Source organism: Nitrosospira sp. Nsp18, from assembly GCF_900103145.1.
GTDB lineage: Bacteria > Pseudomonadota > Gammaproteobacteria > Burkholderiales > Nitrosomonadaceae > Nitrosospira.
Window position 1 is genome coordinate 1 of sequence record NZ_FMWY01000023.1, and the last position, 25,264, is coordinate 25,264.

Annotated in this window: 21 protein-coding genes; 14 read left to right on the plus strand and 7 right to left on the minus strand. The window is 53.1% G+C overall.

What is annotated here, in order from left to right:
* Positions 1–92: 92 nt before the first annotated feature.
* Positions 93–1,343 (minus strand): UDP-N-acetylglucosamine 1-carboxyvinyltransferase, encoded by a 1,251-nt coding sequence (gene murA, locus BLS94_RS10520; protein ID WP_090960694.1) that lies wholly within the window; start codon positions 1,341–1,343, stop codon positions 93–95.
* Between the two features lie 344 nt (positions 1,344–1,687).
* Between murA and BLS94_RS10525 the strand changes: the two genes are divergently transcribed.
* The 9 genes from BLS94_RS10525 (at position 1,688) to BLS94_RS10565 (ending at position 10,780) form a co-directional block, all read left to right on the plus strand.
* Complete coding sequence (locus BLS94_RS10525; RefSeq protein WP_072767898.1) at positions 1,688–2,077, plus strand: RidA family protein; 390 nt, start codon at positions 1,688–1,690, stop codon at positions 2,075–2,077.
* 59 nt (positions 2,078–2,136) lie between these two features.
* Positions 2,137–4,182, plus strand: coding sequence for an ATP-dependent DNA helicase RecG (gene recG / locus BLS94_RS10530; RefSeq protein WP_090960794.1), 2,046 nt, complete (start codon positions 2,137–2,139; stop codon positions 4,180–4,182).
* A 67-nt stretch (positions 4,183–4,249) separates the two neighbouring features.
* On the plus strand, positions 4,250–5,035 hold the full coding sequence (locus BLS94_RS10535) for an ABC transporter ATP-binding protein (RefSeq protein ID WP_090960697.1): 786 nt from the start codon (positions 4,250–4,252) through the stop codon (positions 5,033–5,035).
* 144 nt (positions 5,036–5,179) lie between these two features.
* Positions 5,180–6,586 carry a polynucleotide adenylyltransferase PcnB gene (pcnB, locus tag BLS94_RS10540; RefSeq protein WP_090960700.1) on the plus strand — a complete coding sequence of 469 codons (1,407 nt, stop codon included), beginning with the start codon at positions 5,180–5,182 and terminating at the stop codon, positions 6,584–6,586.
* Positions 6,587–6,595: 9 nt separating this feature from the next.
* A complete protein-coding gene (gene folK, locus BLS94_RS10545) occupies positions 6,596–7,105 on the plus strand; it encodes a 2-amino-4-hydroxy-6-hydroxymethyldihydropteridine diphosphokinase (RefSeq protein ID WP_072767895.1) in 510 nt (169 codons plus the stop codon).
* Complete coding sequence (locus BLS94_RS10550; RefSeq protein ID WP_072767894.1) at positions 7,105–7,746, plus strand: deoxynucleoside kinase; 642 nt, start codon at positions 7,105–7,107, stop codon at positions 7,744–7,746. Before folK ends, BLS94_RS10550 begins: the two co-directional genes overlap by 1 nt.
* 69 nt (positions 7,747–7,815) lie before the next feature.
* On the plus strand, positions 7,816–8,607 hold the full coding sequence (gene panB / locus BLS94_RS10555; RefSeq protein ID WP_072767893.1) for a 3-methyl-2-oxobutanoate hydroxymethyltransferase: 792 nt from the start codon (positions 7,816–7,818) through the stop codon (positions 8,605–8,607).
* Between the two features lie 14 nt (positions 8,608–8,621).
* Complete coding sequence (gene panC, locus BLS94_RS10560) at positions 8,622–9,461, plus strand: pantoate--beta-alanine ligase (RefSeq protein WP_090960703.1); 840 nt, start codon at positions 8,622–8,624, stop codon at positions 9,459–9,461.
* Positions 9,462–10,030: 569 nt separating this feature from the next.
* Entirely contained in the window at positions 10,031–10,780 is a 750-nt protein-coding gene (locus BLS94_RS10565) for a Crp/Fnr family transcriptional regulator (protein ID WP_090960706.1), read from the plus strand.
* A 140-nt stretch (positions 10,781–10,920) separates the two neighbouring features.
* Here the strand turns inward: BLS94_RS10565 and BLS94_RS10570 are convergent, their stop codons facing one another.
* A complete protein-coding gene (locus BLS94_RS10570) occupies positions 10,921–13,758 on the minus strand; it encodes an aconitate hydratase (protein WP_090960709.1) in 2,838 nt (945 codons plus the stop codon).
* 152 nt (positions 13,759–13,910) lie between these two features.
* Positions 13,911–14,777 (minus strand): SDR family oxidoreductase, encoded by an 867-nt coding sequence (locus BLS94_RS10575; protein WP_256325391.1) that lies wholly within the window; start codon positions 14,775–14,777, stop codon positions 13,911–13,913.
* 314 nt (positions 14,778–15,091) lie between these two features.
* On the opposite strand from BLS94_RS10575, the gene BLS94_RS10580 reads away from it, so the two are divergent.
* Both BLS94_RS10580 and BLS94_RS10585 read left to right on the plus strand, forming a co-directional pair.
* Complete coding sequence (locus BLS94_RS10580) at positions 15,092–15,814, plus strand: esterase/lipase family protein (protein WP_090960712.1); 723 nt, start codon at positions 15,092–15,094, stop codon at positions 15,812–15,814.
* Positions 15,815–15,831: 17 nt separating this feature from the next.
* Complete coding sequence (locus BLS94_RS10585) at positions 15,832–17,289, plus strand: hypothetical protein (protein WP_090960716.1); 1,458 nt, start codon at positions 15,832–15,834, stop codon at positions 17,287–17,289.
* Positions 17,290–17,333: 44 nt separating this feature from the next.
* Here the strand turns inward: BLS94_RS10585 and BLS94_RS10590 are convergent, their stop codons facing one another.
* The 4 genes from BLS94_RS10590 to BLS94_RS10605 all read right to left on the minus strand — a co-directional run bounded on the left by BLS94_RS10590 (position 17,334) and on the right by BLS94_RS10605 (position 22,179).
* Entirely contained in the window at positions 17,334–18,785 is a 1,452-nt protein-coding gene (locus BLS94_RS10590) for a bifunctional 2-methylcitrate dehydratase/aconitate hydratase (RefSeq protein ID WP_090960719.1), read from the minus strand.
* A gap of 343 nt (positions 18,786–19,128) precedes the next feature.
* Positions 19,129–20,286: a bifunctional 2-methylcitrate synthase/citrate synthase gene (prpC, locus tag BLS94_RS10595; protein WP_090960722.1), complete on the minus strand. Its 1,158-nt coding sequence runs from the start codon at positions 20,284–20,286 to the stop codon at positions 19,129–19,131.
* Positions 20,279–21,172, minus strand: a complete 894-nt coding sequence (gene prpB, locus BLS94_RS10600) for a methylisocitrate lyase (protein WP_090960724.1) — start codon at positions 21,170–21,172, stop codon at positions 20,279–20,281. The genes prpC and prpB overlap by 8 nt, the downstream gene beginning before the upstream one ends.
* A 23-nt stretch (positions 21,173–21,195) precedes the next feature.
* The gene (locus BLS94_RS10605) at positions 21,196–22,179 is read right to left on the minus strand and encodes a malate dehydrogenase (protein ID WP_090960727.1); all 984 of its coding nucleotides are present in this window, start codon (positions 22,177–22,179) and stop codon (positions 21,196–21,198) included.
* A gap of 357 nt (positions 22,180–22,536) precedes the next feature.
* On the opposite strand from BLS94_RS10605, the gene sdhC reads away from it, so the two are divergent.
* From sdhC to sdhA, 3 genes are read left to right on the plus strand one after another with little or no spacing between them, the layout of a single operon-like run.
* Complete coding sequence (gene sdhC / locus BLS94_RS10610; protein ID WP_256325392.1) at positions 22,537–22,950, plus strand: succinate dehydrogenase, cytochrome b556 subunit; 414 nt, start codon at positions 22,537–22,539, stop codon at positions 22,948–22,950.
* A complete protein-coding gene (gene sdhD / locus BLS94_RS10615) occupies positions 22,944–23,300 on the plus strand; it encodes a succinate dehydrogenase, hydrophobic membrane anchor protein (protein WP_090960804.1) in 357 nt (118 codons plus the stop codon). Before sdhC ends, sdhD begins: the two co-directional genes overlap by 7 nt.
* A complete protein-coding gene (gene sdhA / locus BLS94_RS10620; RefSeq protein WP_090960732.1) occupies positions 23,297–25,060 on the plus strand; it encodes a succinate dehydrogenase flavoprotein subunit in 1,764 nt (587 codons plus the stop codon). Before sdhD ends, sdhA begins: the two co-directional genes overlap by 4 nt.
* The last annotated feature ends 204 nt before the right edge of the window (positions 25,061–25,264 follow it).

Consider the following 25,264-nt stretch of genomic DNA (forward strand, 5'->3'; position numbering starts at 1 on the left):
GGGAAATAACGCCAATTCTGGCAATTTCCTCAGACCTTGTATACCCCTCAACGTTAATATCTGTAAGGCTTGCGGACGTATTTCAGGGACGACTAGTTCGTTCGCCTGATTCTCGCCCCCAACCGGGATAGCTTGTCCTCGATACGCTCATAGCCGCGATCAAGGTGATAGATGCGATCGATGATCGTTTCACCCTTGGCGATCAGTCCCGCCAGCACCAGACTGGCGGACGCGCGAAGGTCGGTGGCCATGACGTTGGCACCATCGAGACGAGCCACACCATATACTACCGCGGTATTGCCCTCGACCTTGATATCGGCGTTCATGCGCTTCAATTCCTGCACATGCATGAAGCGATTTTCGAATATGGTTTCGGTAATGATGGCTGTACCCATGGCGACGCTGTTCAACACCATGAACTGTGCCTGCATATCGGTGGGAAAAGCCGGATAAGGCGCGGTTCGCAGATTTACGGACTTTAATGGATTATTCATTTTCAAATGTATCCAGTCTTCTCCGGATTCAATCGCCGCACCCGCTTCCATTAGTTTGTCGAGCACCGCGTCGAGTGTGCCGGAACACGTTTGCCTAAGGTGTATCTCACCACCGCTGGCAGCAGCAGCGACCAGGAACGTACCGGTCTCGATGCGATCGGCCATGACGCGGTAGGTCGCTCCGTGCAAGGCCTCCACGCCCTCGATAGTGATGATATCGGTACCCACTCCATGAATTTTCGCGCCCATCGCAATAAGACAGTTAGCCAGATCCGTTACTTCCGGCTCTCGCGCTGCGTTTTCGAGTACGGTTGTCCCATCAGCCAGGGTTGCCGCCATCATCAGGTTTTCGGTGCCGGTAACAGTGACGATATCCATGACGATATGCGCACCGTTAAGGCGCTTTGCCTTTGCATGAATGTAGCCATGCTCGACATCGATCTCCGCACCCATTGCCTGCAACCCTTTGATATGTTGATCAACGGGCCGCAGACCAATAGCACAACCACCCGGTAGCGATACGCTTGCCGCTCCTGCCCGCGCCAGCATCGGGCCCAGCACGAGAATTGCGGCACGCATGGTTTTTACCATCTCATAAGGCGCAACGAGATGAGAAAGTTGCGCGGCAGTCAATTCTGTCCTGTCGTCGTTGACTGCGACGCTGACGCCCATCTGTTCAAGAAGACCCAGCATGGTCGTTACGTCGTTCAGATGCGGTACGTTCTCTATTGTGAGGGTTTCACCAGTAAGCAAAGAAGCGCATAGAATTGGCAAGGCAGCGTTTTTCGCACCGGAAATGTGGACTTCTCCAGAAAGAGGCTCGCCGCCCTGTATGATGAGTTTTTGCATAGGCTATTACTTATAAGTGGTGAGCAATACAATGCTCTGCTTATTATCGAATTAGCGATGAGAAGTTTCTCAAACCCGATAACACGGCAATATGGACGCCTGGGAAAATTCCGGTCCGGTCGAGTGGTTGATCATATGCTAATGGATTTTACTTCCGCGCCTTGAAGCTGGTGATAAGCTTATAAGTGCACTCTATTTTTTTAGTGATGATGATGAGCACCGGGCTTGAGGTTTTACGGTTGAAATGTACGTAAATTCCAGTCATCATATCGCAAAGCCGGCCTTCATAGTTCCGAATTTACAAGCTTCTATAGCAAAGTCGCATTACAATCCGAGGAGATTACATGAAAAAAAAGACGATACAAACTACTGATGCGCCCCAGGCAATCGGCACCTATTCTCAAGGGATACGTGTAAGCGGCGGAGACACAGTTTATGTTTCGGGCCAGATCGGCCTGGATCCGCTTTCCATGCAGATGGTGAGTGGGATCGAGGAGCAAATCCATCGGGTATTTTTAAACTTGAAAGCCGTGGCAGCGGCAAGTGGCGGCAGTCTCGGCGATGTCGTCAAATTGAATGTCTATCTGATAGACCTTGCCAATTTTCAAAAAGTAAACGAAATCATGGCCAGCTACTTTGAGGCGCCCTATCCGGCACGCGCTGCGGTCGGTATAGCGGCGCTGCCGCGCGGCGCGCTAGTGGAGATGGATGCGGTACTGGTATTGCCGGGGTGAAAGGCAACACAGAATGTACTTCCACGCCTCATGCCCCTTCTCATCTGGGCGGCAAGACAATGCAGGAGAAACTCGCCAGGCTGGGCATTGCCGATGAGTTCGATCTGGTGCTGCACTTGCCGCTGCGCTATGAAGACGAAACACATCTTTATCCCATCAATGATGTGCCTGCCAACAAGACAGTACAGGTTGAGGGCGTCATTACCCGCAGCGAAATCATGTATCGCCCCCGCCGACAACTCGTTTGCCGGATAGAAGACGGCAGCGGCACGTTGTTTATGCGTTTCCTCAATTTCTACGGTAGCCTGGCGAAAGCCTACTCTGCCGGCACGCGAGTGCGATTGCTTGGAGAAGCCCGGGCAGGTTTTTTTGGCGTTGAAATGGTCCATCCAAAATGCCGGCTTGTAGGGGAGCTGCAACCACTAGCCGATGCGCTGACGCCGATTTATCCAACTACTGCCGGACTCTCTTCGGAGACGGTACGCAAGCTGATCCGTCGAGTGCTTCAGCAAACACGAGATGCGGGCAGTCAATGGGACTATCTTTCGGAAACGCTGCCTGACACGGTATTAACGCATTATCAGCTCCAGAGTTTCAGGGACAGCGTCTTATTCTTGCATCAACCCCCGCCGGACGCGCCGGTCGCTCTATTGCAGGAACGCACCCATCCCGCTTGGCGCCGGATCAAGTTCGATGAACTGCTGGCTCAGCAATTGTCCATGCGCTTGCATTATCGGCAGCGCCGCAGCGGCAGCGCACCCGTTCTGCGCGCCAGGAACAAGTTGACTGAAGCGTTGCTGGCATCGTTGCCGTTTGAACTCACCAACGGACAGAAGAAGGCTTTTTCTGAAATCAGCCGCGATCTGGCTGTAGCCCATCCGATGCAACGACTGTTGCAAGGAGATGTGGGAAGCGGCAAAACCGTCGTGGCGGCGTTGGCCATGTTACAAGCCATTGAAAATAATTATCAGGCCGCACTGATGGCCCCGACCGAGATCCTTGCTGAACAGCATTATCTGAAGCTTTCCGCCTGGCTTGCCCCGCTCCTGGCTCATCTGGACGTGACGATTGCCCGGTTATCCGGCAATCAGAAAAGAAAACAGCGGGAAATCATGCTTGCCAATATCGCCGAGGGTAATGCCATGCTTGCCATCGGCACCCACGCACTATTCCAGGAGCAGGTCGAGTTCGACAGACTGGGCCTTGTGATCATTGATGAACAGCATCGGTTTGGCGTTCATCAACGGCTGGCATTACGAGAAAAGGGCACGAAAAGCGGCGCCAGGCCGCATCAGTTGATGATGAGCGCCACGCCCATTCCGCGCACCCTTGCAATGAGCTATTATGCCGATCTTGATGTATCGCTGATTGCCGGGCTGCCGCCCGGCAGAACGCCGGTTTTGACCAAACTGGTCGCAGATACGCGCCGCGATGAAGTCACCGCCCGTATCCGGGAAGCTTGCCGTGGGGGAAAACAGGCCTACTGGGTTTGTCCGTTGATTGAAGAATCTGAGGCTCTGCAACTCAAGACTGCCCTCGAGACTTACGAAACATTGAGCCTGACTTTTCCGGAATTGAAAATCGGCCTGGTGCATGGACGGCTCCCATCCCAGGAAAAATCGGCAGTGATGGAATCGTTCGCGCAAGGTGAGATTCATCTACTGATCGCCACCACTGTTATCGAAGTAGGCGTGGATGTGCCTAATGCCTCGCTAATGGTGATCGAGCACGCCGAACGTATGGGCCTGGCGCAGTTGCATCAATTAAGGGGCCGCGTGGGACGGGGAGCGGAAGGAGGGATATGCATATTGCTGTATCAGAAGCCTTTATCCGCGACGGCCCAGGAGCGGCTCAAAATTATTTTCGAGCAAACCGACGGTTTTGAAATCGCGCGCCAGGATTTGCGGCTTCGTGGTCCAGGCGAGTTTCTCGGCGCCCGTCAAAGCGGTGTACCCATGCTGCGCTTTGCCGATCCGGAACAGGACGCGGATTTACTTGACGCGGCTCGTGCCGCCGCCGAGGAATTATTGCGTGACTATCCCGAAGCTGCGAGACACCATCTTAAGCGTTGGATGGGAGGAAAAACTGAATACTTGCGGGTATAAAAAACCCTTATATTGACGTCTGTGATTCAGGCTGCTTCATGAATTAAACATGAACGCATATTAATGAATGGTTTTACAGATCAGGAATCTAAATCTTCGGTATCCCGACAAGATACTGTGCCAAAACCTGAGCTTGGTCATCAATTCGGGTGAATGCTGGGCGATACTCGGCCAGAACGGTTGCGGCAAAACGACTTTGATTCATGCATTGGCCGGCTTGAGCCAGATCAATAGAAAAGATGAGCCGCAGGTAATGGTGGCGGGAAAAACGCCGCAAGCCTGGTCTCAGCGCGAACTTGCCCGTATTCTGGGCGTTATGCTGCAGGAAGAGCCGGGCGAGTTCTGGGGAAATGTGCATGAATATGTATTGCTTGGACGATACCCCCATGCCAAGAATATGTTTGGCTGGCAGGCTGTGGACCACGAAATTGCAAGCGAAGCCATTGAGGGAATGGAATTGACCGAACTCGCCCGTCGTCCATTTATTACGCTTTCAGGTGGCGAGCGCCAACGCGCTCGTATCGCTTTGTTGCTCGCCCAAGCGCCGCAATGTTATTTACTGGATGAACCGCTGCAACACCTGGACCTGCGCCATCAAGCAAGTGCAATGAGACTGTTCAGCAAATTAGCGGCGCAAGGCAAGACGCTCGTCATGGTGCTCCACGATATTGGCTGGGCGAACCGCTTCTGCGACCATATCCTCATGCTGTTCGATAATGGCCGCACCATTGCGGGAACCACTGAAGAAGTACTTAATCGGAATAATCTCGAAGCACTTTACCAGTGTAATATGACGGAATTCGTTCTCGGAAGCGAGCGTCATTTCGTGCCGGAAACAATGCCGCGTGTATAATTCCATATCCAGCAGCGGACCGCGCCTTTCAGCTCATCTTTTTGTGGGCGCCATGTTCAGCAGCGTACTTTCTGCATCACTTAACCCCACCTTCTTGATGAATTCGCCTGCGCGAGACTTATTCAGAGGCTTCCTGATTTCGTAATGATCCGTAAACTGCTCCGCCGCGTCTTCAGCCGCAACTCATCTGCTCCCGTCCCTTCTATCCGCTCTTCTTCCGCCGAGTTGCATATCATCCCGCGGGAACAACATGGCATTATGCGCGGCCACATCAATCCCTGTGCGCTGAAAGTAACATCAGGCCTGCAGGAAGCGGGATATTCCGCTTTCGTCGTCGGTGGCGCCGCACGTGACCTGCTTCTTGGACTGGAGCCGAAAGATTATGATATCGCCACGAATGCGACGCCTGAGGAAGTACGCGCCATTTTCCGCCGTTCGCGCATCATTGGCCGTCGTTTTCGGCTGGTGCATGTGATGTGCGGAGCTGAGACAGTGGAGGTTTCCACTTTTCGCGGGAGCACATCCGCGAGCGAGGATGAAGGAGTAGTAGCCGAGCCGCACGCTGACGAGCATGGGCGCCTTCTGCGAGACAATATATTTGGTAGCCAGGAAGAAGACGCCAGGCGGCGGGATTTTACCGTCAATGCATTATTTTTTGATCCTGTCCACGAAGAAATCTGGGACTACCTGAATGGTTATGACGATATCAAGGCACGACGCTTGCGCATCATCGGCGACGCCATGCGCCGATATCGCGAAGATCCGGTACGGATGCTGCGGGTAGTTCGGCTTTCTGCAAAGCTCGATATGCAGATTGATCCGGCGACCGCCGAGCCGATTGGCGATCTTGCTCCTTTATTGCGAAATGTGCCGCCGTCGCGGCTATTTGACGAAATGTTGAAATTGCTTCTGTCCGGTCACGCGCTTACCTGCGTGACCGATTTGCGTAAACGCGGATTGCATCACGGCTTGTTGCCGATGCTGGACGTCATACTGGAGCAGCCGCTGGGTGAGCGCTTTATTACGCTCGCGCTCAAAAATACCGATGAGCGTGTTCGTCAGGAAAAACCGGTTTCCCCCGGTTTCCTGTTTGCAGCCCTGTTATGGCACGAAGTACTCGCGAGGTGGAACGTTCGTCAAGCTGCGGGGGAAAAATTGATTCCTGCTTTGCATCAGGCGATGGATGACGTGCTGGCGGTACAAAATGGAAATCTTGCGATCCCACGCAGGTACGATGCCATCATGAAGGAAATCTGGGCGATGCAACCTCGCTTCATAGGCAGGTCAGGACGCAGGCCATTTCGTTTACTGGAGCATCCGCGTTTTCGCGCCGCATATGACTTCATGTTGCTGCGTTGCCAAAGCGGCGAGCTCGACATGGAGCTAGGGAAATGGTGGGAAACGTTCCAGCATGCCAGTACCAGCGACCGTGAAGCCATGCTTTTCAAGGACGAGGCGAAAAAGAAGCGCCGAAGAAGCCGCGGCCGCCGAACATCCGCCTCCGCCGATGCCCCGAGTCCCGACAATGCAGTTGCGGACGAGCGGGAATAGGTCGGTATCATGAATCGTATGTCAGATCGTCACGCCGTTTCCCAGGCATATATCGGATTAGGCAGCAACCTGGATAATCCGGCCGCGCAGATACGGAAAGCGTTTGAGGAGTTGGCGCGCCTTCCATCAAGCCATCTACTGGCGCATTCCTCGCTTTATCGCAGCGCGCCGCTGGGAGAGGCCAATCAGCCTGATTTCATCAACGCCGTGGCGCTGATCGAAACTGCGCTCGCCCCCCATGATCTGCTCAAAGCCCTGCTTGAAATCGAGCATTATCATGGGCGCGTGCGTGAATATCTCAACGCGCCGCGAACGCTTGATCTCGACATACTGATGTATGATGGGCTGCAATGGGACGAGGATTGCCTGATTCTGCCGCATCCGCGCATGCATCAAAGGGCGTTTGTGTTGCAACCGCTTCGGGAAATTGCGCCGGACTGCCATATTCCCGGGCGCGGTTCTATTGCTGAATTGCTGGCTGCGTGCGCTGGACAGCAAGTCGAACGAGAGCAAGCGTAGTGAAGCTGGAAGAATATCGCTACATTGTGGTGGAAGGGCCGATAGGCGTGGGCAAAACCAGTCTGGCGCGGCGTATCGCCGGTCACCTGGGCAGCGAATTGCTGCTGGAGAAGCCGGGCGAAAACCCGTTTCTGGCAAAATTCTATGATGATATTCCCCGCCATGCGTTATCGACACAACTGTTTTTCCTGTTCCAGCGGGCCAATCAATTACAGGGCCTGGCGCAAATTGATATGTTCGCCAAAACCACTGTCAGCGATTTTCTCCTCGACAAGGACCCGCTTTTTGCCAGGCTGACCCTGAGCGATGCCGAATATGATCTGTATCGGAAAATTTATCAGCACCTTCAGCCCGAAGCGCCCTCGCCCGACCTGGTGATTTATCTGCAGGCGTCGCCCGCGACGCTGATTGAACGGGTGAAGCGACGCGGCAGCGCTTTTGAAAATACTATTACATCCGAATATTTGTGCCGGCTGACCGAAAGCTATACCCGTTTTTTTCATCAGTACGAAGATGCGCCATTAATGATAATCAACAGTGAAAATCTCAACTTTGTCGATAGGCAGGCGGATTTTGATCTATTGTTGAGGCAGGTGGAGCAGATGCGCGGCCCTCGGGAGTATTTCAATCTCGGGATTTAGCCAGGCCGATAGCAATATCAGGTCATTTTCAACCGGGACTATCCGACGCACTACATCAGGAGCTCAAGCATGCGCACCACACAGGACGCTTTACAAAAGATGCGGGATGATGGGGAGAAAATCGCGATCCTCACTTGCTACGATTCAAGCTTTGCGGCTTTGCTGGAAAATGCGGGTGTTGATATCCTGCTTGTGGGCGATTCGCTGGGTAACGTGCTTCAGGGAGAGGAGAGCACCCTCCCCGTTACGCTCGATGACATGATCTATCATACCCGTTGCGTCTCACGCGGTTCGACAAAGGCATTCATTATGGCTGACATGCCTTTCGGCACGTCTCAGGTAAGCCCCCAGGACACTTTCGAGAACGCCGCCGAGCTGATGGCCGTGGGAGCAAATATGGTCAAGCTTGAAGGGGGTTCCGTCATGGCGGAAACCGTTGAATTCCTGACTCGTCGCGGTATTCCGGTTTGTGCCCATATCGGCTTGACACCTCAATCCGTTCACCAGTTAAGCGGCTATAAGGTGCAAGGCAAGACTGACCACCAGGCAAAACAGTTGCTGGAAGACGCGGTCGCCCTGGAAAACGCCGGCGCCGCAATGCTCTTGATGGAAGTGGTCCCCGCTACGCTCGCGAAAAAAGTTACCAAGAAACTGTCCATTCCCACCATCGGTATCGGGGCCGGGATAGATTGCTCGGCGCAGGTACTGGTGCTGTATGACATGCTGGGGATCTATTCCGGCAAGAAAGCCAGGTTCATGAAAAATTTCCTGACCGACGCAAACGGGATACATGAAGCAGTTGAAAATTATGTCAGGGCGGTGAAAGCTGGAGAATTTCCCGGGCCGGAGCATGCATTCTGACTCGTGGGTTGAGCATGGAGCTTGTTGCCGATATCTCATCCTTGCGGGCGCGCCTCAGGCATGAACCTTCCATTGCTTTTGTGCCGACCATGGGCAGCCTGCACGAAGGCCATCTGTCGCTAGCGCGTCTTGCACAGCAAGAAGCGGATTTTGTAGTGGTCAGCATTTTTGTCAACCGTCTGCAATTCGCGCCGGGAGAGGATTTTGATCGGTATCCCCGGGCTCTGGCCGATGACTGCGAACTGCTGAAAAATCACGGGTGCGCCAATATGGTTTTTGCACCTGGGGAAAAAGATCTTTATCCTGTGCCGCAGCAGTTCATGCTGGATCCACCACCGGTAGCCAATATTCTCGAAGGTGAATTTCGCCCCGGGTTTTTCCGTGGCGTAGCCACGGTTGTGCTGAAACTCCTGAATATCGTGCAGCCCCAGGCAGCGGTATTCGGTAAAAAAGATTACCAGCAACTGCACATCATGCGTGAACTGGTGCGGCAGTTGAATTTGCCGGTGGAGATCGTCGCAGGAGAAACGGTACGCGCACCGGACAATCTGGCGTCGAGTTCTCGTAATCGCTATCTGACGAATGAGGAACGCGCCGAGTCAGCACGGCTTTATCAGGTGTTGCTGCAGGTGAAGCAAGGGATAGAGAACGGCAATAGAAATTTTAGTGGATTGGAGGAAAACGCAAAGAAACTGCTTAGCAAACACCATTGGAAAATTGATTACATTGCCGTGCGGCACCGCGATACGCTGGCTCCACCGTGCAAGGAAGATGAAAACTTGGTAATACTGGGAGCGGCCCGACTGGGCAAAACCCGGTTGATAGACAATCTGGAAATTTCTGTCAAAAATTGAATGAAGAGAGTAAGTCAGGCGATCAGTGCGTACCGGACTGACAATAGGAACGATGCGACCAACCTGAAGCATCGAGGAACGTTTGCCTCGCATACGCGACGAATTAAACTCATTTTATATGATACTAAGCCTGAAGCTCTTCCCTAGTGCTACAGAAGCCATTGATTTTATAGTAAATTTATCTCGTCTCTATTTAACGACATATAATACATACTTATTATCAAAGGGTTATAGTTAGAAGCTCCTTTTATGTTGCTTACAGGCAACATAAAAATATTGTCAAATTCCATTTTTTTCTTCTGATTTTATACAACCACCTGTTTAGCAAGGAGTAATAAAATCTGGCACGATAAATGCTTTCGTATATATAGCAATTGCATTACCAGCGTGAGGTCTGTTGTTAATCGAGCGCCGAGAATTTATCCTCCGGCTGGGGTATGTTCGGAGGAAGAAGCGTGAAGCGCGTCAATTCAGGGTCAGCGGATTCCCGCTAAACAGCGTCACCATAGTAGTGTCATGAGCGAAGGGTACACTTCGGCGGCACAGCCTAACATAAAAGAGGTCTCATTATGTTTCCACTGCACAGCCCGAAGCAAAATCGCATTCTCGCCGCCCTGCCGCGAGAGGATTATGGACGGCTCTTCCCATTTCTTGAGTTCATATCGATGCCGTTGGGAAAAATAATCCATGAGCCTGGTTCGCCTATTACTTATGCATATTTTCCAACCACCAGCATTGTTGCGCCTTTGTACGGAGTAGAGAACGGGGCATCCGTGCAACTTTCAATAATCGGTAATGAAGGGTTCACCGGTATTTCGTTTCTGTTAGGCAGCGGCAGCATGGCAGCCGGCGTGGTGGTGCAAAGCGCCGGAGATGGCTACCGGGTAAAAGCGAACGTGCTGAAAAAAGAATTCGATTTGAGGGGCAGGTTACAGCACCTGGTACTCCGTTTTACCCAGGCGCAGATTACTCAAACAGCGCAGAACGCTGTTTGCAATCGCCACCATAATATAGAGCAGCAGTTATGCCGTTTCCTGCTGATGAGCCTGGATCGCTTGCCGGGCCATGAGTTGAAAATGACACATGAGCAGATTGCAATCATGCTGGGCGTCCGCCGCGAAAGCGTGACCCAGGCTGCTCTCAAGCTGCAAACGATAGGTGCAATCCACTACAGCCGAGGCCATATCACGGTTGTGGATCGTGAAGAGCTGGAAAACTCGGTATGTGAATGTTATACGGTGGTAAACGGCGAGTATGACCGTCTGCTATGGAACGACCCCCATCCCTTTCCTGCTCGGGATCTGGATCTGGTTGTGTGAAACACAAACCAAAACATGAAAGAAGAGTTGCGGGCTGTAAATTGAGGAGAGCCCCGGACTACTTCAGCGAAAATCAGGTTTCGCCCTCCCCAACCTGATTTAAGCTGAGTAGTCCGGCTTGTCGCGTGTGATACAGGATGCTAACCTGTCATGAGTTCTCTGAGAACGTAAGGTAATATACCGCCGTGCAGGTAATAGTCCACCTCAATAGCCGTATCAATCCTGCACAGTAGGTCGATTTTCCGGCTTGAACCATTTCCGTCGCGAATGACAAGTGTCACGTCCTGCTGCGGGCGGATATCGTGCAAATCCAGCAAATCGAATTGTTCATCACCTTTAATGCCGAGCGACTGAGCGCTGTCGTCCCCTTTGAATTGTAACGGCAATACGCCCATGCCAACCAGATTGCTGCGGTGTATGCGTTCGAAGCTCCTGGCAATTACCGCCTTGACGCCGAGTAGCTGTGCTCCCTTTGCAGCCCAGTCGCGGCTTGATCCCGCGCCGTATTCTTCTCCTCCAAATACCAGCGTCGGTACACCGTCTGCGACATATTTCATGGCTGCATCGTAAATGCTCATCTGCTGACCATCAGGATAATGCAGGGTTATGCCCCCTTCGCTGCCGGGTATCATCAGATTTTTGATGCGTACATTAGCGAAGGTACCCCGCATCATTACGTCATGATTCCCGCGGCGCGCGCCATAACTGTTGAAATCAGGCTTTGATACGCCACTTGCGAGCAGGTATTTTCCCGCGGGGGACGTGTCCTTGATGGCACCGGCAGGACTGATGTGATCCGTAGTCACCGAGTCACCGAAAATGCCCAGGACGCGCGCATTCCGTACCTCGCCGATCTGCCTGGGCTGCATGGAAAAATCTTCGAAGAACGGTGGCTCGGCAATATAAGTCGATTTTGGCCAAGTGTATACTTGACCTGAAACCGATGATACGTCATTCCATAACGGATGATCCTTGGTTAAATTGCTGTAGAGCCGACGGAACGTTTCCCCATTGGTGGCGAATTTCATCAGCGCGTGGATCTCGTCCTCGCGCGGCCAGACGTCTGCAAGCAAGACAGCTGTCCCATCCTCCGCAAAACCCAATGGCTCAGTCGTCAAATCCCTGAGCATGGTCCCGGCAATGGCATACGCCACTACCAGCGGTGGAGAAGCAAGGAAATTTGCGCGGATACTGGAGTGAATTCGCGCCTCGAAATTGCGATTGCCGGATAGTACCGCGGCACACACCAGATCATTCGTCGCCATCGCTTCCTCGATCGGTTCGGATAGCGGACCCGAGTTGCCGATACAAGTGGTACAGCCATAGCCCACAAGATTAAAACCAAGTTTTTCCAGATAGGCCAACAAACCGGTGGCCCTGAGATATTCCGTCACCACGCGCGATCCAGGTGCCAGCGAAGTCTTGATATGCCGCTTTACCGTCAGTCCTTTTTCCACCGCCTTCTTTGCCAGCAGGCCGGCTGCAAGCAGCACACTGGGGTTCGAAGTATTAGTGCAGGAGGTAATCGCCGCAATCACCACATCCCCGTGGCCCAGATCGAATGGGCCGTTCGATATGCATACCGGCGCTTCGTCCGTATCAAGTATCGGACGATTGCTGACCATTTCCGTAACATTCCTTGCGCTCCCCAGTTGCAAGGGAATGTTCTTCTGCCCTGCGCCGACAATGTGAGCCTCCCTGCCTATCTCTTTGTCATTACAACTGCGCACTGGATGGCGCAGATTCAAATCCGCCGCACTTTTACCATAACCGCTTTCCATAACGGGTTTGGTAAAGAGTTCGGTAAACCTGGATTTAATGTTGTCGATTTCAATGCGGTCCTGAGGGCGCCGAGGCCCTGCTAGCGAGGGCGAGACTGTTCGCAGGTCAAGCTCCAGCTCACGTGTGTAATCGATGTCGCCCTTGCGGGGTGTACCGTACATCTCCTGAGCCTGAAAATAGGATTGAAGGGCCGTAACTTCCTCGTCGCTACGCCCGGTACCGCGGAAATACTCGATGGTGGCATCATCCACGGGAAAGAAGCCCATAGTGGCGCCATATTCGGGCGCCATATTGGCGATAGTGGCGCGATCGGGCACCGTTAACGACGCGGTACCTTCGCCGAAAAATTCTACGAACTTGCCTACCACGTGAGCTTTGCGCAACATCTCGGTAACGGTCAGCACCAGATCGGTTGCGGTGACGCCGTCACGCAAACGGCCTGTAAGATTTACTCCAACCACGTCGGGAGTAAGAAGATAAACCGGCTGTCCCAGCATTCCGGCTTCCGCTTCGATCCCACCGACGCCCCAGCCTATGACTCCGATGCCGTTGATCATAGTAGTATGTGAATCCGTACCGACCAATGTATCCGGATACACCACGCCATCTTTCTGGTGTACTCCACGGGCGAGATACTCCAGATTCACCTGGTGTACGATACCGACGCCGGGGGGCACTACCTTAAACGTGTCGAATGCCTGCATGCCCCATTTTATAAATTCATAACGCTCGTTGTTGCGGCGGAATTCCATCTCCATGTTGAGGTTGAGCGCCTGATCGTTACCGTAGTAATCAACCTGAACTGAATGGTCAACCACTAGATCAACAGGTACCAGCGGCTCGATGAGCTTTGGGTTCCTGCCCATTTTTTCCGCCACACCACGCATTGCCGCCAGGTCGACCAGGAGCGGTACGCCGGTGAAATCCTGTAGCAGGATGCGGGATACCACAAAGGGAATCTCATCCATCCGCGCTGCATTAGGTTGCCAGTTGGCGAGCCGCCTCACATGGGCTTCCGTAACTTTCTTGCCATCGCAATTGCGCAAAACCGATTCCAACACAATACGAAGGGAAACCGGTAGACGCGAAATCTTGCCCACGCCCGATGCTTCGAGCGCAGGCAAAGAATAAAATTTTGCTTTCCTGCTCGCTGAAAGAGCAACTTCCTTTTGTGTATTGAATAGGTTGTGAGTCATGATACTCCTTAAAAAGTGCCGGATCGGTCGAACCAGGATTTGCAGAAATCATTCCCACCGCACGGATCAGAATTCGCGACCTCTGAACTGAGCGTACCAAACTGAGCGGGTCATTTGACGATTCTCAATCAAGATCACTTGCGATATCTTTGCTATTTTTTTGTCTTATATTCTGCAATATCAGTTTCGATTACGCTTTCGGAAAAACTCTGGTAGGCAAGCCCGATGCGTTTGGCCATTTTGTCGGGAAAAAGATGGAAATCTCCTGATTTCAGTGCGGCGATTATACCTTCCGCAACAATCGACGTAGGCTCGGCATTTCCACTCAAGCCAGCCGTATCGGACATGTCAGTGGCAATAAGGCCGGGATGCACGCTGAGCACTGCTGTGCCCTGTTGGCCCAGCAACTCGCGCAACGCCTGTGTGAGAGAGTAAGTGGCCGCCTTGGAAGCGGAGTGCGTCGCAAAGTTCGAAGCGCATTTCAATGATGCAACCGAGTTGAGCTGGACGAACGCACCGCCCCCATTTGACTTGAGAATGGGAGCAAAGGCTTGCGCCATGCGAATTAGCCCGAATACATTGATCTTCATTGCCAGCTCAAGCGAATCTATCGCGTCGCTGTCCAGCGGGGTTGAAGCCTTAAAGACAGCCGCATTATTAACCACCACCTGAACATCACTCGTTCTATCCGCCAGCGCTGTGATAGTCTCCGGTTCAGCCAGATCCAGCTGAACTGGCTCCACCATGTCGCCATAATGCTCGGTCAGGGGTATGGCAGAATCCAGGTTGCGAACCGCAGCATAGACTTTCGTTGCTCCGTGATGCAAAAAAGCATCGACTATCGCGTTACCTATTCCGCGATTCGCTCCCGTAACAAGCGCTATCTTGCCTTTGATGTCGCAGGTTATTTTCATTTTATGTATAACACTGGCGTAACGTGAATCAATGCCGATCTGGGTAACCATGAACACGTGTTCAATTATATTCCGCTTGAACCCTTCCGCGCAGGTCTTATTCAAAGCGTCCTTATTCAGAGCTTCCTATTTCCCGCGATCTTGGGCCGTTGAGGTTCCGGATCCAACCAACGCTTGTATTCAGTGGAACAAGAGGAAAAGGTTAGTTTATCATTGGAGCCCGGAAGAGGCTGCTTTCCTTGATCAATAATGTTAATGGCATAACCCGCTAAATACCGCTTGAATCCCGAAAATTGTCTAGTATGAAGAAGAGGATGGTGATAACGCAGTTCTGCCTGTGCCTGGGCAAAGCGCGCTATGCTGCAAACTTTGCCGCTGATGTGGATGCGGCTCGCCAGGTTTTCTTATAAGAACATCTTATGGCACACCCCACGCTGGCTCTGTTGCATGGCTTTCTCGGTTTCTCACATCGAGGGCCTATCGAATATTTTCGCGGCGTAAAAGGAGCGTTGCGCGATATGCATATTACGCCCCTTATCCCCGAAGTGCCTTCCGCTGGCACCGTAGCCGAGCGCGCAGAGACGCTTGCCTCAAAACTTCTCTGCGGCAACACATCTACCTTTGCCTTGTTGGCGCATAGCATGGGTGGGCTTGACGCCAGATACCTGATTACCTATCTAGATCCGGACCGTCGCATAAAAAGCTTGCTTACTGTTTCCACACCGCATCGCGGCAGTCCATTGGCGGCATGGATGCTCGAAGCACGCGGACCAATTCCAGCCTGGTTCCGGCATATTGGCCGCCCGGCGCTGGATGAGTTGACCCCGAAGGCATGCGCAGCCATGTCTATCCCGGACCGGGAAGATGTAAATTACGCTTCCTACACGAGCTGCCGCCGTGCTGACGAGCTTCCGTTCTGGCTCAAATCCTATGGGCGCATTATTTCCGAAGATAACGACGGAATGGTTCCGCTTAGCTCCGCGCAATGGGGAGAATTTCGTGGCACCATGCGCGCGGATCATGTGGAGATGCTCGGATGGAGCCTGGGTTTGCCAGATATTCGGTCCGCCCGGCCTTTCGATCACCTCCCTTTCTGGACCCGGGCCGCCGCTGAGGCTATGGCTGCGGCGGAGGAAAAATAAGCTGAAGAGGAAATGGCATGGATCAGAATGAAGGTAAACAATGGCGCATGGTTTGGTATGACTGGCTGATATTTCTGCTGCCGTCGCTTTTTTTTATCAGCCTTGGGCTGGAATCGGCCCTTGGTTCCCCCTTGCGTCCGGATGGGACGCAGTATCACGATTTCCGCGCTATCGCACACTGGTTTGACCCAGTGTTCTTTCAATACAACCTAGTCATGTCATTGCTGGTGGTGATGGTCGTGCCCTCGCTCGCGCTAAGCTATACGCTAATCATGACAGACCGAAAGGAGCGCCGGTTGCAACATGAGGTCCCGGCTGAGCGTCGCGGCGAAATCCGCAGAAGAATGGGGCGGCGCGCTTCATTTGGCGAATATAGGGGTAGCGTCTGGTTGACTACGACAGTGGTGATGCTGGGCGTTTCCATACTGCTATTGTTCAAACCTGTCTCTTCGCCGGGTGGTATGGGCGTCGACTTCAGTCTTGGCGCAAACATGTTGACAATGGGACCTTTCGCCGAGTTATACGGAAAAAATCCAGACTCATATTATTCTCACCTGATCCGGAATCAGATCGCTTTCCAATTTGGCTTCCTGGGCGCTTACGTCTATTTCATCGGCTCAGTCGTGCGTGCGTACTTCACGTTGGATTTGACTTCTCTCACTTTCGTCGATGGCGCCATTCGTATGATCGTTGCAAGCATACTGGCGCTAGTGCTCTCCTTCGCCTTCGACCTTGCTCTCCCCGAGGAGCTTATTTCCGCTCCTGCCGCATCCGATACACGCGGCGGCGATTCCATTAAATCTTCGTCCACTATCGAGCCTAAGTCCGACACCCCGGCTTCAACTGCTCGTGCTGGCGAGGATGCGCAGGGAAATTCTAAGCGCCATCCCAATGAGATAGAGTCAACAATCCCTGCAGGCTTGAGCATGCTTCCCGTCGTGGCCTTTTTCTTTGGCTTTTACCCCAAACGCGCATCACTGGCGATCGAGCGCGTGGCGCTCAAGGTAATGAAGAATATTATGTCCGAAGGCAGCTACCGTGCGCTTCCACTCTCCATGCTGGCCGGAATGAGCTATTCCCATGAGTTGAGGCTGGAACGAGAAGGTTTCGATAACATTGAAAATCTGAGCAGTGCCGATGCCGTGGATCTGGCGGTACGCACCTATTTCAGCTACGGCCAGTTGAAGCAATGGATAGACCAGGCTTGGCTTGCTGCTCACTTGCGCGAAGATTATCCTGACTTCGTCCGTCGCACGGGTATCGGAAGCAGTGACGAGTTGCAGCGCTTTTTATCCACGTGCGATGGTGCAAAGATCGATGGCGTTGAACAGCTGGTAGCAGGATTATCGGCGGACCCAACGGCAAGCGCGTCGTGGAAGTTGCGGCTTACAGCGCTTAAAATATTGCTGAATATAGGCCCTGCTCCGGGGGAAGATTGCAGAAATCTGGCCGAAACCGGGCATGAACCGGGCTGATATTGTGCTTGCCCTTGCACCATTCCCTGAAGGAAAATCTCGGGCTAAACCACAAACATATCGACAAATTCATTGACCGGTGTTGCTTCCAGCTTCCTTTGGTCGAGGCAGAGGTCAATGATTGCCTTTTGTTGCTTTGCCTGGAAACGGCGCGCAAGGTTGATTTTGAATTTTTCTTCAAGTAGCGGGATGCCTTCGTTGCGGCGAAACCGATGACCAATGGGATATTCCACCACAACTTCATCCAGTTTGCTGCCGTCTTTGAATTCCACCGTCAGGCCGTTGGAGATAGCGCGCTTTTCAGGATCGTAATAGTCCCTCGTAAATTGCGGATCCTCGACACACACCATTTTTTCGCGTAATTCATCGATTCGGGGATCGGCAGCAACATCATCCTCATAATCGGCAGCGGTAAGTCTTCCAAAAATAAGCGGCACCGCAGCGATGTACTGAATGCAATGATCGCGGTCCGCAGGATTGCTGAGCGGCCCTTTCTTGTCGATGATGCGAGTCGCAGCCTCGTGAGTGCGGATTATGATTCTCTTGATATCAGCGATCCGCTCCCTCACAAGGCCGTGCAGTTGCATCGCGCATTCTGCCGCTGTCTGGGAATGGAATTCGGCGGGGAAGGAAATCTTGAACAATACGTTTTCCATGACATACGAACCCCACTGTTTGACCGGCCTCGGGAATTTGAACGATTGCCCCTTGAACAATACATCGTAAAACCCCCAGGTCCTGGCCGTGAGTGCCGAAGGGTAGCCCATTTCTCCTCTAAGAGTAATCAGCGCTAGCCAGACGGCTCGACTGGTAGCATCGCCCGCCGCCCAGGATTTGCGCGACCCGGTATTGGGGGCATGGCGATAAGTGCGCAGCGACTGCCCATCCACCCAGGCCTGTGAAAGTGCGTCTACGGTCTGGTCGCGGCTCCCGCCAAGCAGATGCGTCACGACCGCGACAGATGCCACTTTCACCAGCACCACATGATCCAGTCCAACCTTGTTGAAACTGTTCTCCAACGCGAGGCAGCCCTGAATTTCATGAGCCTTGATCATCGCCGTCAGCACGTCGCGCATGGTGAACGGTTTCCCTCCCCTGGCGACAGCCTTGCGCGAACACCAGTCCGCAATGGCAAGTATGCCGCCCAGATTATCCGACGGATGACCCCATTCCGCGGCCAGCCAGGTATCGTTGAAATCGAGCCAGCGGATCATCGTGCCAATATTGAAGGCCGCCTGTACCGGATCGAGCTGGAATCGGGTACCGGGAACTCTTGCTCCGTCCGGCACCGTGGTTCCGGAAATGAGCGGCCCCAGCAGTTTGGTGCAAGCCGGGTAAGTAAGCGATTCCATCGCACAACCCAGCGAATCCATCAGGCAGTGACGCGCGGTATCGTAAGCAAGAGTGCTTGGGATATGGCGATCAACAACGTAATTCGCGATGTCCACCAGCACTTGATCGGGTTGGGGGCGAATATTGGAGGCCTGCAATGACATGATTATTTATCGGAAGAACGGGTCATATTATAAAACCTATCATCTAACAGTAAGTATTCTTTCCCGCTAATTGAAATCCAAGGTCTTTTCTAAACTATTTAAACGCTGGATAAATGAGTGATGGGAAGGACGTGGTCTTCCTGCAATGGAAGCAAGAAGCATCCATTCAAGTTATTGTAGAAGTTACTGCATTCCTTGTTTGCCGCACCTTTATTGCTTAGGTTTTACTGCAGTACTCATTCTTAATCCAGAGGCTATAGTCTTTCAGTTGCGAAGCTCTCATTCCCCATGAGCGATTAATGGGTACCAAAATATTTTTATGATCCTGGTAATTAAGCTAGTTCTAAGCCCGCACCGAAATCGGCACAAACTCCCGCTCCTCCGGCCCGATGTAATTCGCAGAAGGCCGAATAATCTTGTTGTCCACCCGCTGCTCGACGATGTGCGCGGCCCAGCCGCTGGTTCGTGCAATCGCAAATAGCGGTGTGAACATCGCTGTCGGTACACCCATCATGTGATAGCCAACGGCGGAGAACCAGTCGAGATTGGGGAACATTTTCTTTATATCCCACATTACCGTTTCCAATCTCTCGGCGATACTGAACATTTCCGTATCGCCCGCTTCTACTGAAAGTTTCCTCGCAACCTCCCGGATGATCCTGTTACGCGGGTCACCACTTGTATACACGGGGTGGCCGAAGCCAATGATGATTTCCTTATCGGCTACACGGCGGCGGACATCCGCCTCGGCCTCATCCGGACTGGCATAGCGCGTCTGGATATCGAATGCGACCTCATTAGCGCCGCCATGCTTGGGGCCGCGCAACGCGCCAATAGCGCCGGTGATTGCCGAGTAAAAATCGGACCCCGTGCCGGCAATCACGCGAGCAGCAAAAGTGGAAGCGTTGAACTCGTGCTCGGCGTACAGCACCAGCGAAGCATGCATGGCCTTCACCCACGACTGAGGCGGTGGTTTGCCGTGCAGCAGACGCAGGAAATGTCCACCTATGGAATCCTCATCAGCTGCCAATTCTATGCGGCGATTATTGTGGGAGTAGTGGTACCAGTAAAGCAAGATTGAGCCGAGGCAGGCCAGAAGCCTGTCCGCCAGGTCGCGCGCGCCTTCGACGGTATGTTTCTCCGCCTCCGGCAATACCGTGCCTAATGCGGACACGCCGGTACGCATCACATCCATCGGATGAGCAGTTGCCGGGATCGCTTCCAGAATGGTTTTAACGCCGGCGGGCAGATCACGCAGGCTTTTGAGTTTCTCCTTATACGCGGCCAGTTCGCCCAGCGTGGGCAACTTCTCATGCACCAGCAGATAGGCAATCTCTTCGAATTCACAGCTGTCGGCCATGTCGAGAATGTCATAACCGCGATAATGCAGGTCGTTGCCGGTTCTGCCGACGCTACAGATGGCGGTATTTCCCGCTATCACACCTGACAACACCACGGATTTCTTGCTTCTGAAAGGAGCACTTCCGGTGGTCTTACTCATTTTCAGGCTTTCTGGATTCGGAAAACATGTTGTTCAGTTTCTCCTCGTAGGCGTGGTAATCGAGAAAGTGATATAGCTCGGCGCGAGTCTGCATGGCGTCAATCGTCTTCTTTTGGGTGCCTTCGTTGCGTATTGCCCGGTACACGTTCAGGGCAGCGGCGCTCATGGCACGAAACGCGGATAGCGGATAAAGCACCAGGGAAACGTCTGCCTTGGCCAATTCCTCCACCGTATAAAGAGGCGTCGCGCCAAACTCGGTTATGTTCGCCAGGACCGGCACTCTCACAACTGCGGCGAATCGGCGGTAGGTGTCCAATTCAATCACGGCTTCCGGAAAGATCATATCCGCGCCCGCTTCCACACAAGCGCAGGCCCTGTCCATGGCAGATTGCAGACCTTCGACCGCCAGTGCATCCGTGCGCGCCATAATGACAAACTCGGGATCGGTCCTGGCATCTACCGCAGCCTTGATACGGTCCACCATTTGCGCCTCGCTGACGATCATCTTGCCCGGAAGATGGCCGCAACGCTTGGCCTCGACCTGATCTTCGATATGCATCGCCGCTGCGCCGGCTTTAACCATTGATTTCACCGCGCGGGCGACATTGAGAACGCCACCGAAGCCAGTATCCGCATCCACCAGTAGCGGCACATCGGTAATATCCGTGATGCGGCGTACATCGATCAGCACATCGTCCAGCGTCGAAATGGCAAGATCGGGTACACCCAGCGACGCCGCCGCCACGCCGCCGCCGGAAAGATAAAGCGCTTTGAACCCGGTACCGGCGGCCAGGCGCGCCGCATACGCATTGATGCAACCCGCAACCTGCAGAGGCTTCTCCTCGGCAAGCGCGGCGCGAAAACGGGAACCAGCGGAGATGATCATAAAAGCTGAAAAATCAACTGGAATTATCCGAGCGAATGCTTCACTGAATCTCGCTCATCCAACAGTTCCTGATAGGTGGCCTGCATTTTTTCCTTGCTGAATTCGGTGATCTCCAGATCAGGAACGATATGGTAGGCCCCCTTCTTGCAGACCACTGGAAAACCATACATAACGCCATCAGGAATCCCATAGCTGCCGTCGGAAGGGATGCCCATGGATACCCAGTCATTTTCTGGCGTGCCGAAAACCCAATCACGGATATGATCGACGGCGGCATTAGCGGCGCTTGCTGCGCTCGACATGCCACGCGCCTCGATGACCTCCGTACCACGGTGCTGCACGGTAGGGATAAAATAATCTTCTACCCAGGCAGGGTCGTCGATGAGGGAAGTGGCCTTATCGCCGCCAACCTCGACATGATTCAAGTCGGGATATTGGGTAGCGGAATGGTTACCCCAGACGATCATTTTTCTTACGCTGCCAACCGATTGTCTAAGTTTGTTGGCAATTTGTGATAAGGCGCGATTATGATCCAGCCTCATCATTGAAGAAAAATTGGCCGGCTTCAGGTCAGGCGCGTTTTTCATGGCGATGTAGGCGTTGGTATTGCAAGGATTGCCCACGATCAGAACTTTCACGTCGCGGCTGGCAACTTCATTCAGCGCCCTGCCCTGTCCGATGAATATGGCGCCATTTGCTTCCAGCAAATCTTTACGCTCCATGCCCTTGCTGCGTGGACGCGCACCCACGAGCATTGCGATGTCGGCGTCGCGGAAAGCGGATTTGGGATCATCGGTGATGGTTACGCCGGCCAGCAGCGGGAATGCGCAATCATCGAGCTCCATTACGACCCCCTTGAGCGCAGGCAATGATGGCGGTATGTCCAGCAATTGCAGGATGACAGGCTGGTCCTTGCCAAGCATGTCTCCCGCAGCGATGCGAAACAGCAGACTGTAACCGATCTGGCCGGCTGCACCCGTGATCGCCACGCGAATAGGATGATCCATTCCTGCACTCCTGTAGGTGAGTTGCCGGGACAAGAAATTTTCTGGAATTTACCACGCATCCGGCATGCTTGTCTAACGTGCTCAGTTTCGAAATTTAGGCATCACCGGAGAGCATGCGCTTGCCGTCATATTCGCATTTTTATGCTCAAGCATCCTGCTCGATGCGAAGGATTTAAAAAAAGAATCTTTTTAATACATCAAATAATTCCGCTTGGAAAAATATTGGGCGCTGCTGCCAATTCAAATTCGTTGGGGATTCCTTTAGGCTGAATTCGAATGTAATGCCTTATTTTTTTTAGGGATTATTTATGAAGAGGCTTAGGTTGTGCCGCTCGATATAACGGTCTACACTAATCCGTGGATGCAGAATCCGATGTTACGGGAGAGCAAAAATTGCAGGGAAAACGTCCCAAGTATCTTAATCTGCTGGAAATCAGGCAGCCGCTTCCTGCCATCATCTCGATCCTGCATCGCTTGAGCGGAGCGCTGCTGTTCTTTCCCGGCATTCCGCTTCTCCTTTGCGGCCTTGACCTGATATTAAACTCACCACAAGGCTACGCTCAATTCCAATCGTTTCTGACAAACCCGCTTTTCAAGGTGGCGTTAACACTTTTTTTGTGGTTTTTCCTGCATCATTTTTGTGCCGGCATTCGCTATCTGGCGCTGGATCTGCATTATGGCGGCAAGCTGGAGCAGGCGCGCCTCACCAGCAAGATAGTGCTGGCCATAGGGATCATTCTCACGCTACTGATGGGGGCATGGATATGGTAAAGCGTGTCATAACCGGCGCTCATTACGGTCTGCGTGACTGGCTGGCTCAGCGCATCACCGCAGTGGTCATGATTGTCTTTACTCTTTTACTTGCGGCAATATTTATGATTTCGCCGCCACATGATGAGGCGTCCTGGAAAGCAATATTCAGTAATCGGTGGATGCGGACCGCCTCCTTCCTGTTTCTTGTCAGCCTCTTCTGGCATGCATGGATCGGGATGCGCAATATCCTGATGGATTATGTTCACCCTACCGGCATTCGCCTGACGCTACAGATACTGGTCATCCTGTCCCTGATATTTTATACGATCTGGTCTGCGGAAATTTTGTGGGCCTTGGAGATGGCATGACGACGAGTAAACGAAAATTCGACGCGGTAATCGTGGGCGCCGGGGGCGCCGGTATGCGTGCGGCATTACAATTGTCCGAGGCGGGACTCAAGGTAGCCGTGCTATCCAAGGTTTTCCCCACCCGTTCCCACACGGTTTCTGCGCAGGGTGGTATTGCCGCGGCGCTCGGAAATGTCACGGAGGATAACTGGCATTGGCATATGTACGATACCGTGAAAGGCTCGGATTATCTCGGCGATCAGGACGCTATCGAATTCATGTGCCGCCAAGCCAGCGAAGTTGTGTATGAGCTGGAGCATTTCGGCATGCCGTTCGATCGCCTGGAGAGCGGAAAAATTTACCAGCGTCCCTTTGGCGGCCAATCACAGAATTTCGGCGGCGCACAGGCAACGCGCTCGTGCGCCGTGGCGGATCGCACCGGCCACGCCATGCTGCATACGTTATATCAGCGCAATGTACAGGCCAACACCCAGTTTTTTGTTGAATGGATGGGGCTGGATCTGATTCGTGATGAAGAAGGGGATGTGTGCGGCGTGGCAGCGCTGGACATCGAAACCGGTGAAGTCATGCTCCTGCAAGCAAGGGCGACGCTATTCGCGACCGGTGGCGGCGCTCGCATATTCAGCGCCAGCACTAATGCATTGATCAATACAGGCGATGGTCTCGGCATGGCAGTACGTGCCGGCATCCCCCTGCAGGATATGGAATTCTGGCAGTTTCATCCTACTGGCGTGTATGGAGTCGGCATACTTATCAGCGAAGCGGTGCGCGGCGAAGGCGGCTATTTGCTCAATAAAAATGGCGAGCGCTTTATGGAACGCTACGCGCCTCACGCTAAAGACCTGGCCAGCAGGGATGTGGTATCGCGTGCGCTGACCATGGAAATAAAAGAAGGCCGCGGCTGCGGCAGGGATGCCGACCATCTGCTGCTGAAACTCGATCATCTCGGTGCGGATGTGATCAAGGCGCGACTGCCAGGCATTCGTGAAATCGCCATGAAATTTGCCCATACAGACCCGATCCGTGATCCGATCCCAGTGGTGCCTACCGCGCACTATATGATGGGAGGCATTCCCACCAATCTTTATGGACAGGTGGTTGCGCCGTATAAAACCGGACCCGAGGAAGTCGTGCAGGGGTTTTATGCCGTGGGGGAATGCGCTTGTGTATCCGTACACGGCGCCAATCGCCTTGGAACCAATTCGCTACTCGATATCATCGTTTTCGGCCGTGCCGCGGGCAATGAGATCATCGAGGATTTGAACAGGCATCCGCATCACAAACAACTGCCTGCCGATGCCGCCGACAAAGCGCTCACGCGCCTTGACCGCCTGAACAACCAGAAGGATGGTGAGAATGTGGCGCAAGTAAGCGACGATTTACGCAAGACCATGCAGGCACATTGCGGCGTATTCCGTTTCCCGGACATGCTCAGGCAAGGAGTGGAAAAGATCGAAGAAGTGGCCAAGCGCGCCGGGCACACTGAGATCAGGGACAAAAGCAGGGTATTCAATACCGCGCGGGTAGAAGCGCTGGAGCTCGACAATTTAGTGGAAGTAGCCCTGGCCAGCATGATTTCGGCGGAAGCGCGCACTGAAAGCCGCGGCGCCCATGCGCGCGATGATTTTCCCAACCGGGATGACGACAAATGGCTCAAGCATACGTTGTATTTCAGCGCAGGCCGCCGGCTGGATTACAAGCCGGTCCGGTTGAAGCCGTTGACCGTGGATTCGTTCCCGCCGAAGGCAAGAATCTACTAACGAAAACAAACAACCACAAATTTTAATTAAGCATCAACTGTTTTAAACGCATCAAAAATTGCAATAACGAAAGTCAAGAGCGTCCCATGTCAAACGAAAACCGGGTATAGATGGGGCATTTAAGAATGGCCAGATAAGACAAAAATGGTCATGGCTGTCGCCAGTCATGTTTTCAGAATTTGCACCGCTTCGGCGCCAGCGATA

Excerpts from the sequence above, each read along its gene's own strand:
- murA (WP_090960694.1), bottom strand. The coding sequence starts at position 1,343 with ATGCAAAAACTCATCATACAGGGCGGCGAGCCTCTTTCTGGAGAAGTC.
- BLS94_RS10525 (WP_072767898.1), top strand. The coding sequence starts at position 1,688 with ATGAAAAAAAAGACGATACAAACTACTGATGCGCCCCAGGCAATCGGC.
- recG (WP_090960794.1), top strand. The coding sequence starts at position 2,137 with ATGCAGGAGAAACTCGCCAGGCTGGGCATTGCCGATGAGTTCGATCTG.
- BLS94_RS10535 (WP_090960697.1), top strand. The coding sequence starts at position 4,250 with ATGGTTTTACAGATCAGGAATCTAAATCTTCGGTATCCCGACAAGATA.
- pcnB (WP_090960700.1), top strand. The coding sequence starts at position 5,180 with ATGATCCGTAAACTGCTCCGCCGCGTCTTCAGCCGCAACTCATCTGCT.
- folK (WP_072767895.1), top strand. The coding sequence starts at position 6,596 with ATGAATCGTATGTCAGATCGTCACGCCGTTTCCCAGGCATATATCGGA.
- panB (WP_072767893.1), top strand. The coding sequence starts at position 7,816 with ATGCGCACCACACAGGACGCTTTACAAAAGATGCGGGATGATGGGGAG.
- panC (WP_090960703.1), top strand. The coding sequence starts at position 8,622 with ATGGAGCTTGTTGCCGATATCTCATCCTTGCGGGCGCGCCTCAGGCAT.
- BLS94_RS10565 (WP_090960706.1), top strand. The coding sequence starts at position 10,031 with ATGTTTCCACTGCACAGCCCGAAGCAAAATCGCATTCTCGCCGCCCTG.
- BLS94_RS10570 (WP_090960709.1), bottom strand. The coding sequence starts at position 13,758 with ATGACTCACAACCTATTCAATACACAAAAGGAAGTTGCTCTTTCAGCG.
- BLS94_RS10580 (WP_090960712.1), top strand. The coding sequence starts at position 15,092 with ATGGCACACCCCACGCTGGCTCTGTTGCATGGCTTTCTCGGTTTCTCA.
- BLS94_RS10585 (WP_090960716.1), top strand. The coding sequence starts at position 15,832 with ATGGATCAGAATGAAGGTAAACAATGGCGCATGGTTTGGTATGACTGG.
- BLS94_RS10590 (WP_090960719.1), bottom strand. The coding sequence starts at position 18,785 with ATGTCATTGCAGGCCTCCAATATTCGCCCCCAACCCGATCAAGTGCTG.
- prpC (WP_090960722.1), bottom strand. The coding sequence starts at position 20,286 with ATGAGTAAGACCACCGGAAGTGCTCCTTTCAGAAGCAAGAAATCCGTG.
- prpB (WP_090960724.1), bottom strand. The coding sequence starts at position 21,172 with ATGATCATCTCCGCTGGTTCCCGTTTTCGCGCCGCGCTTGCCGAGGAG.
- BLS94_RS10605 (WP_090960727.1), bottom strand. The coding sequence starts at position 22,179 with ATGGATCATCCTATTCGCGTGGCGATCACGGGTGCAGCCGGCCAGATC.
- sdhD (WP_090960804.1), top strand. The coding sequence starts at position 22,944 with ATGGTAAAGCGTGTCATAACCGGCGCTCATTACGGTCTGCGTGACTGG.
- sdhA (WP_090960732.1), top strand. The coding sequence starts at position 23,297 with ATGACGACGAGTAAACGAAAATTCGACGCGGTAATCGTGGGCGCCGGG.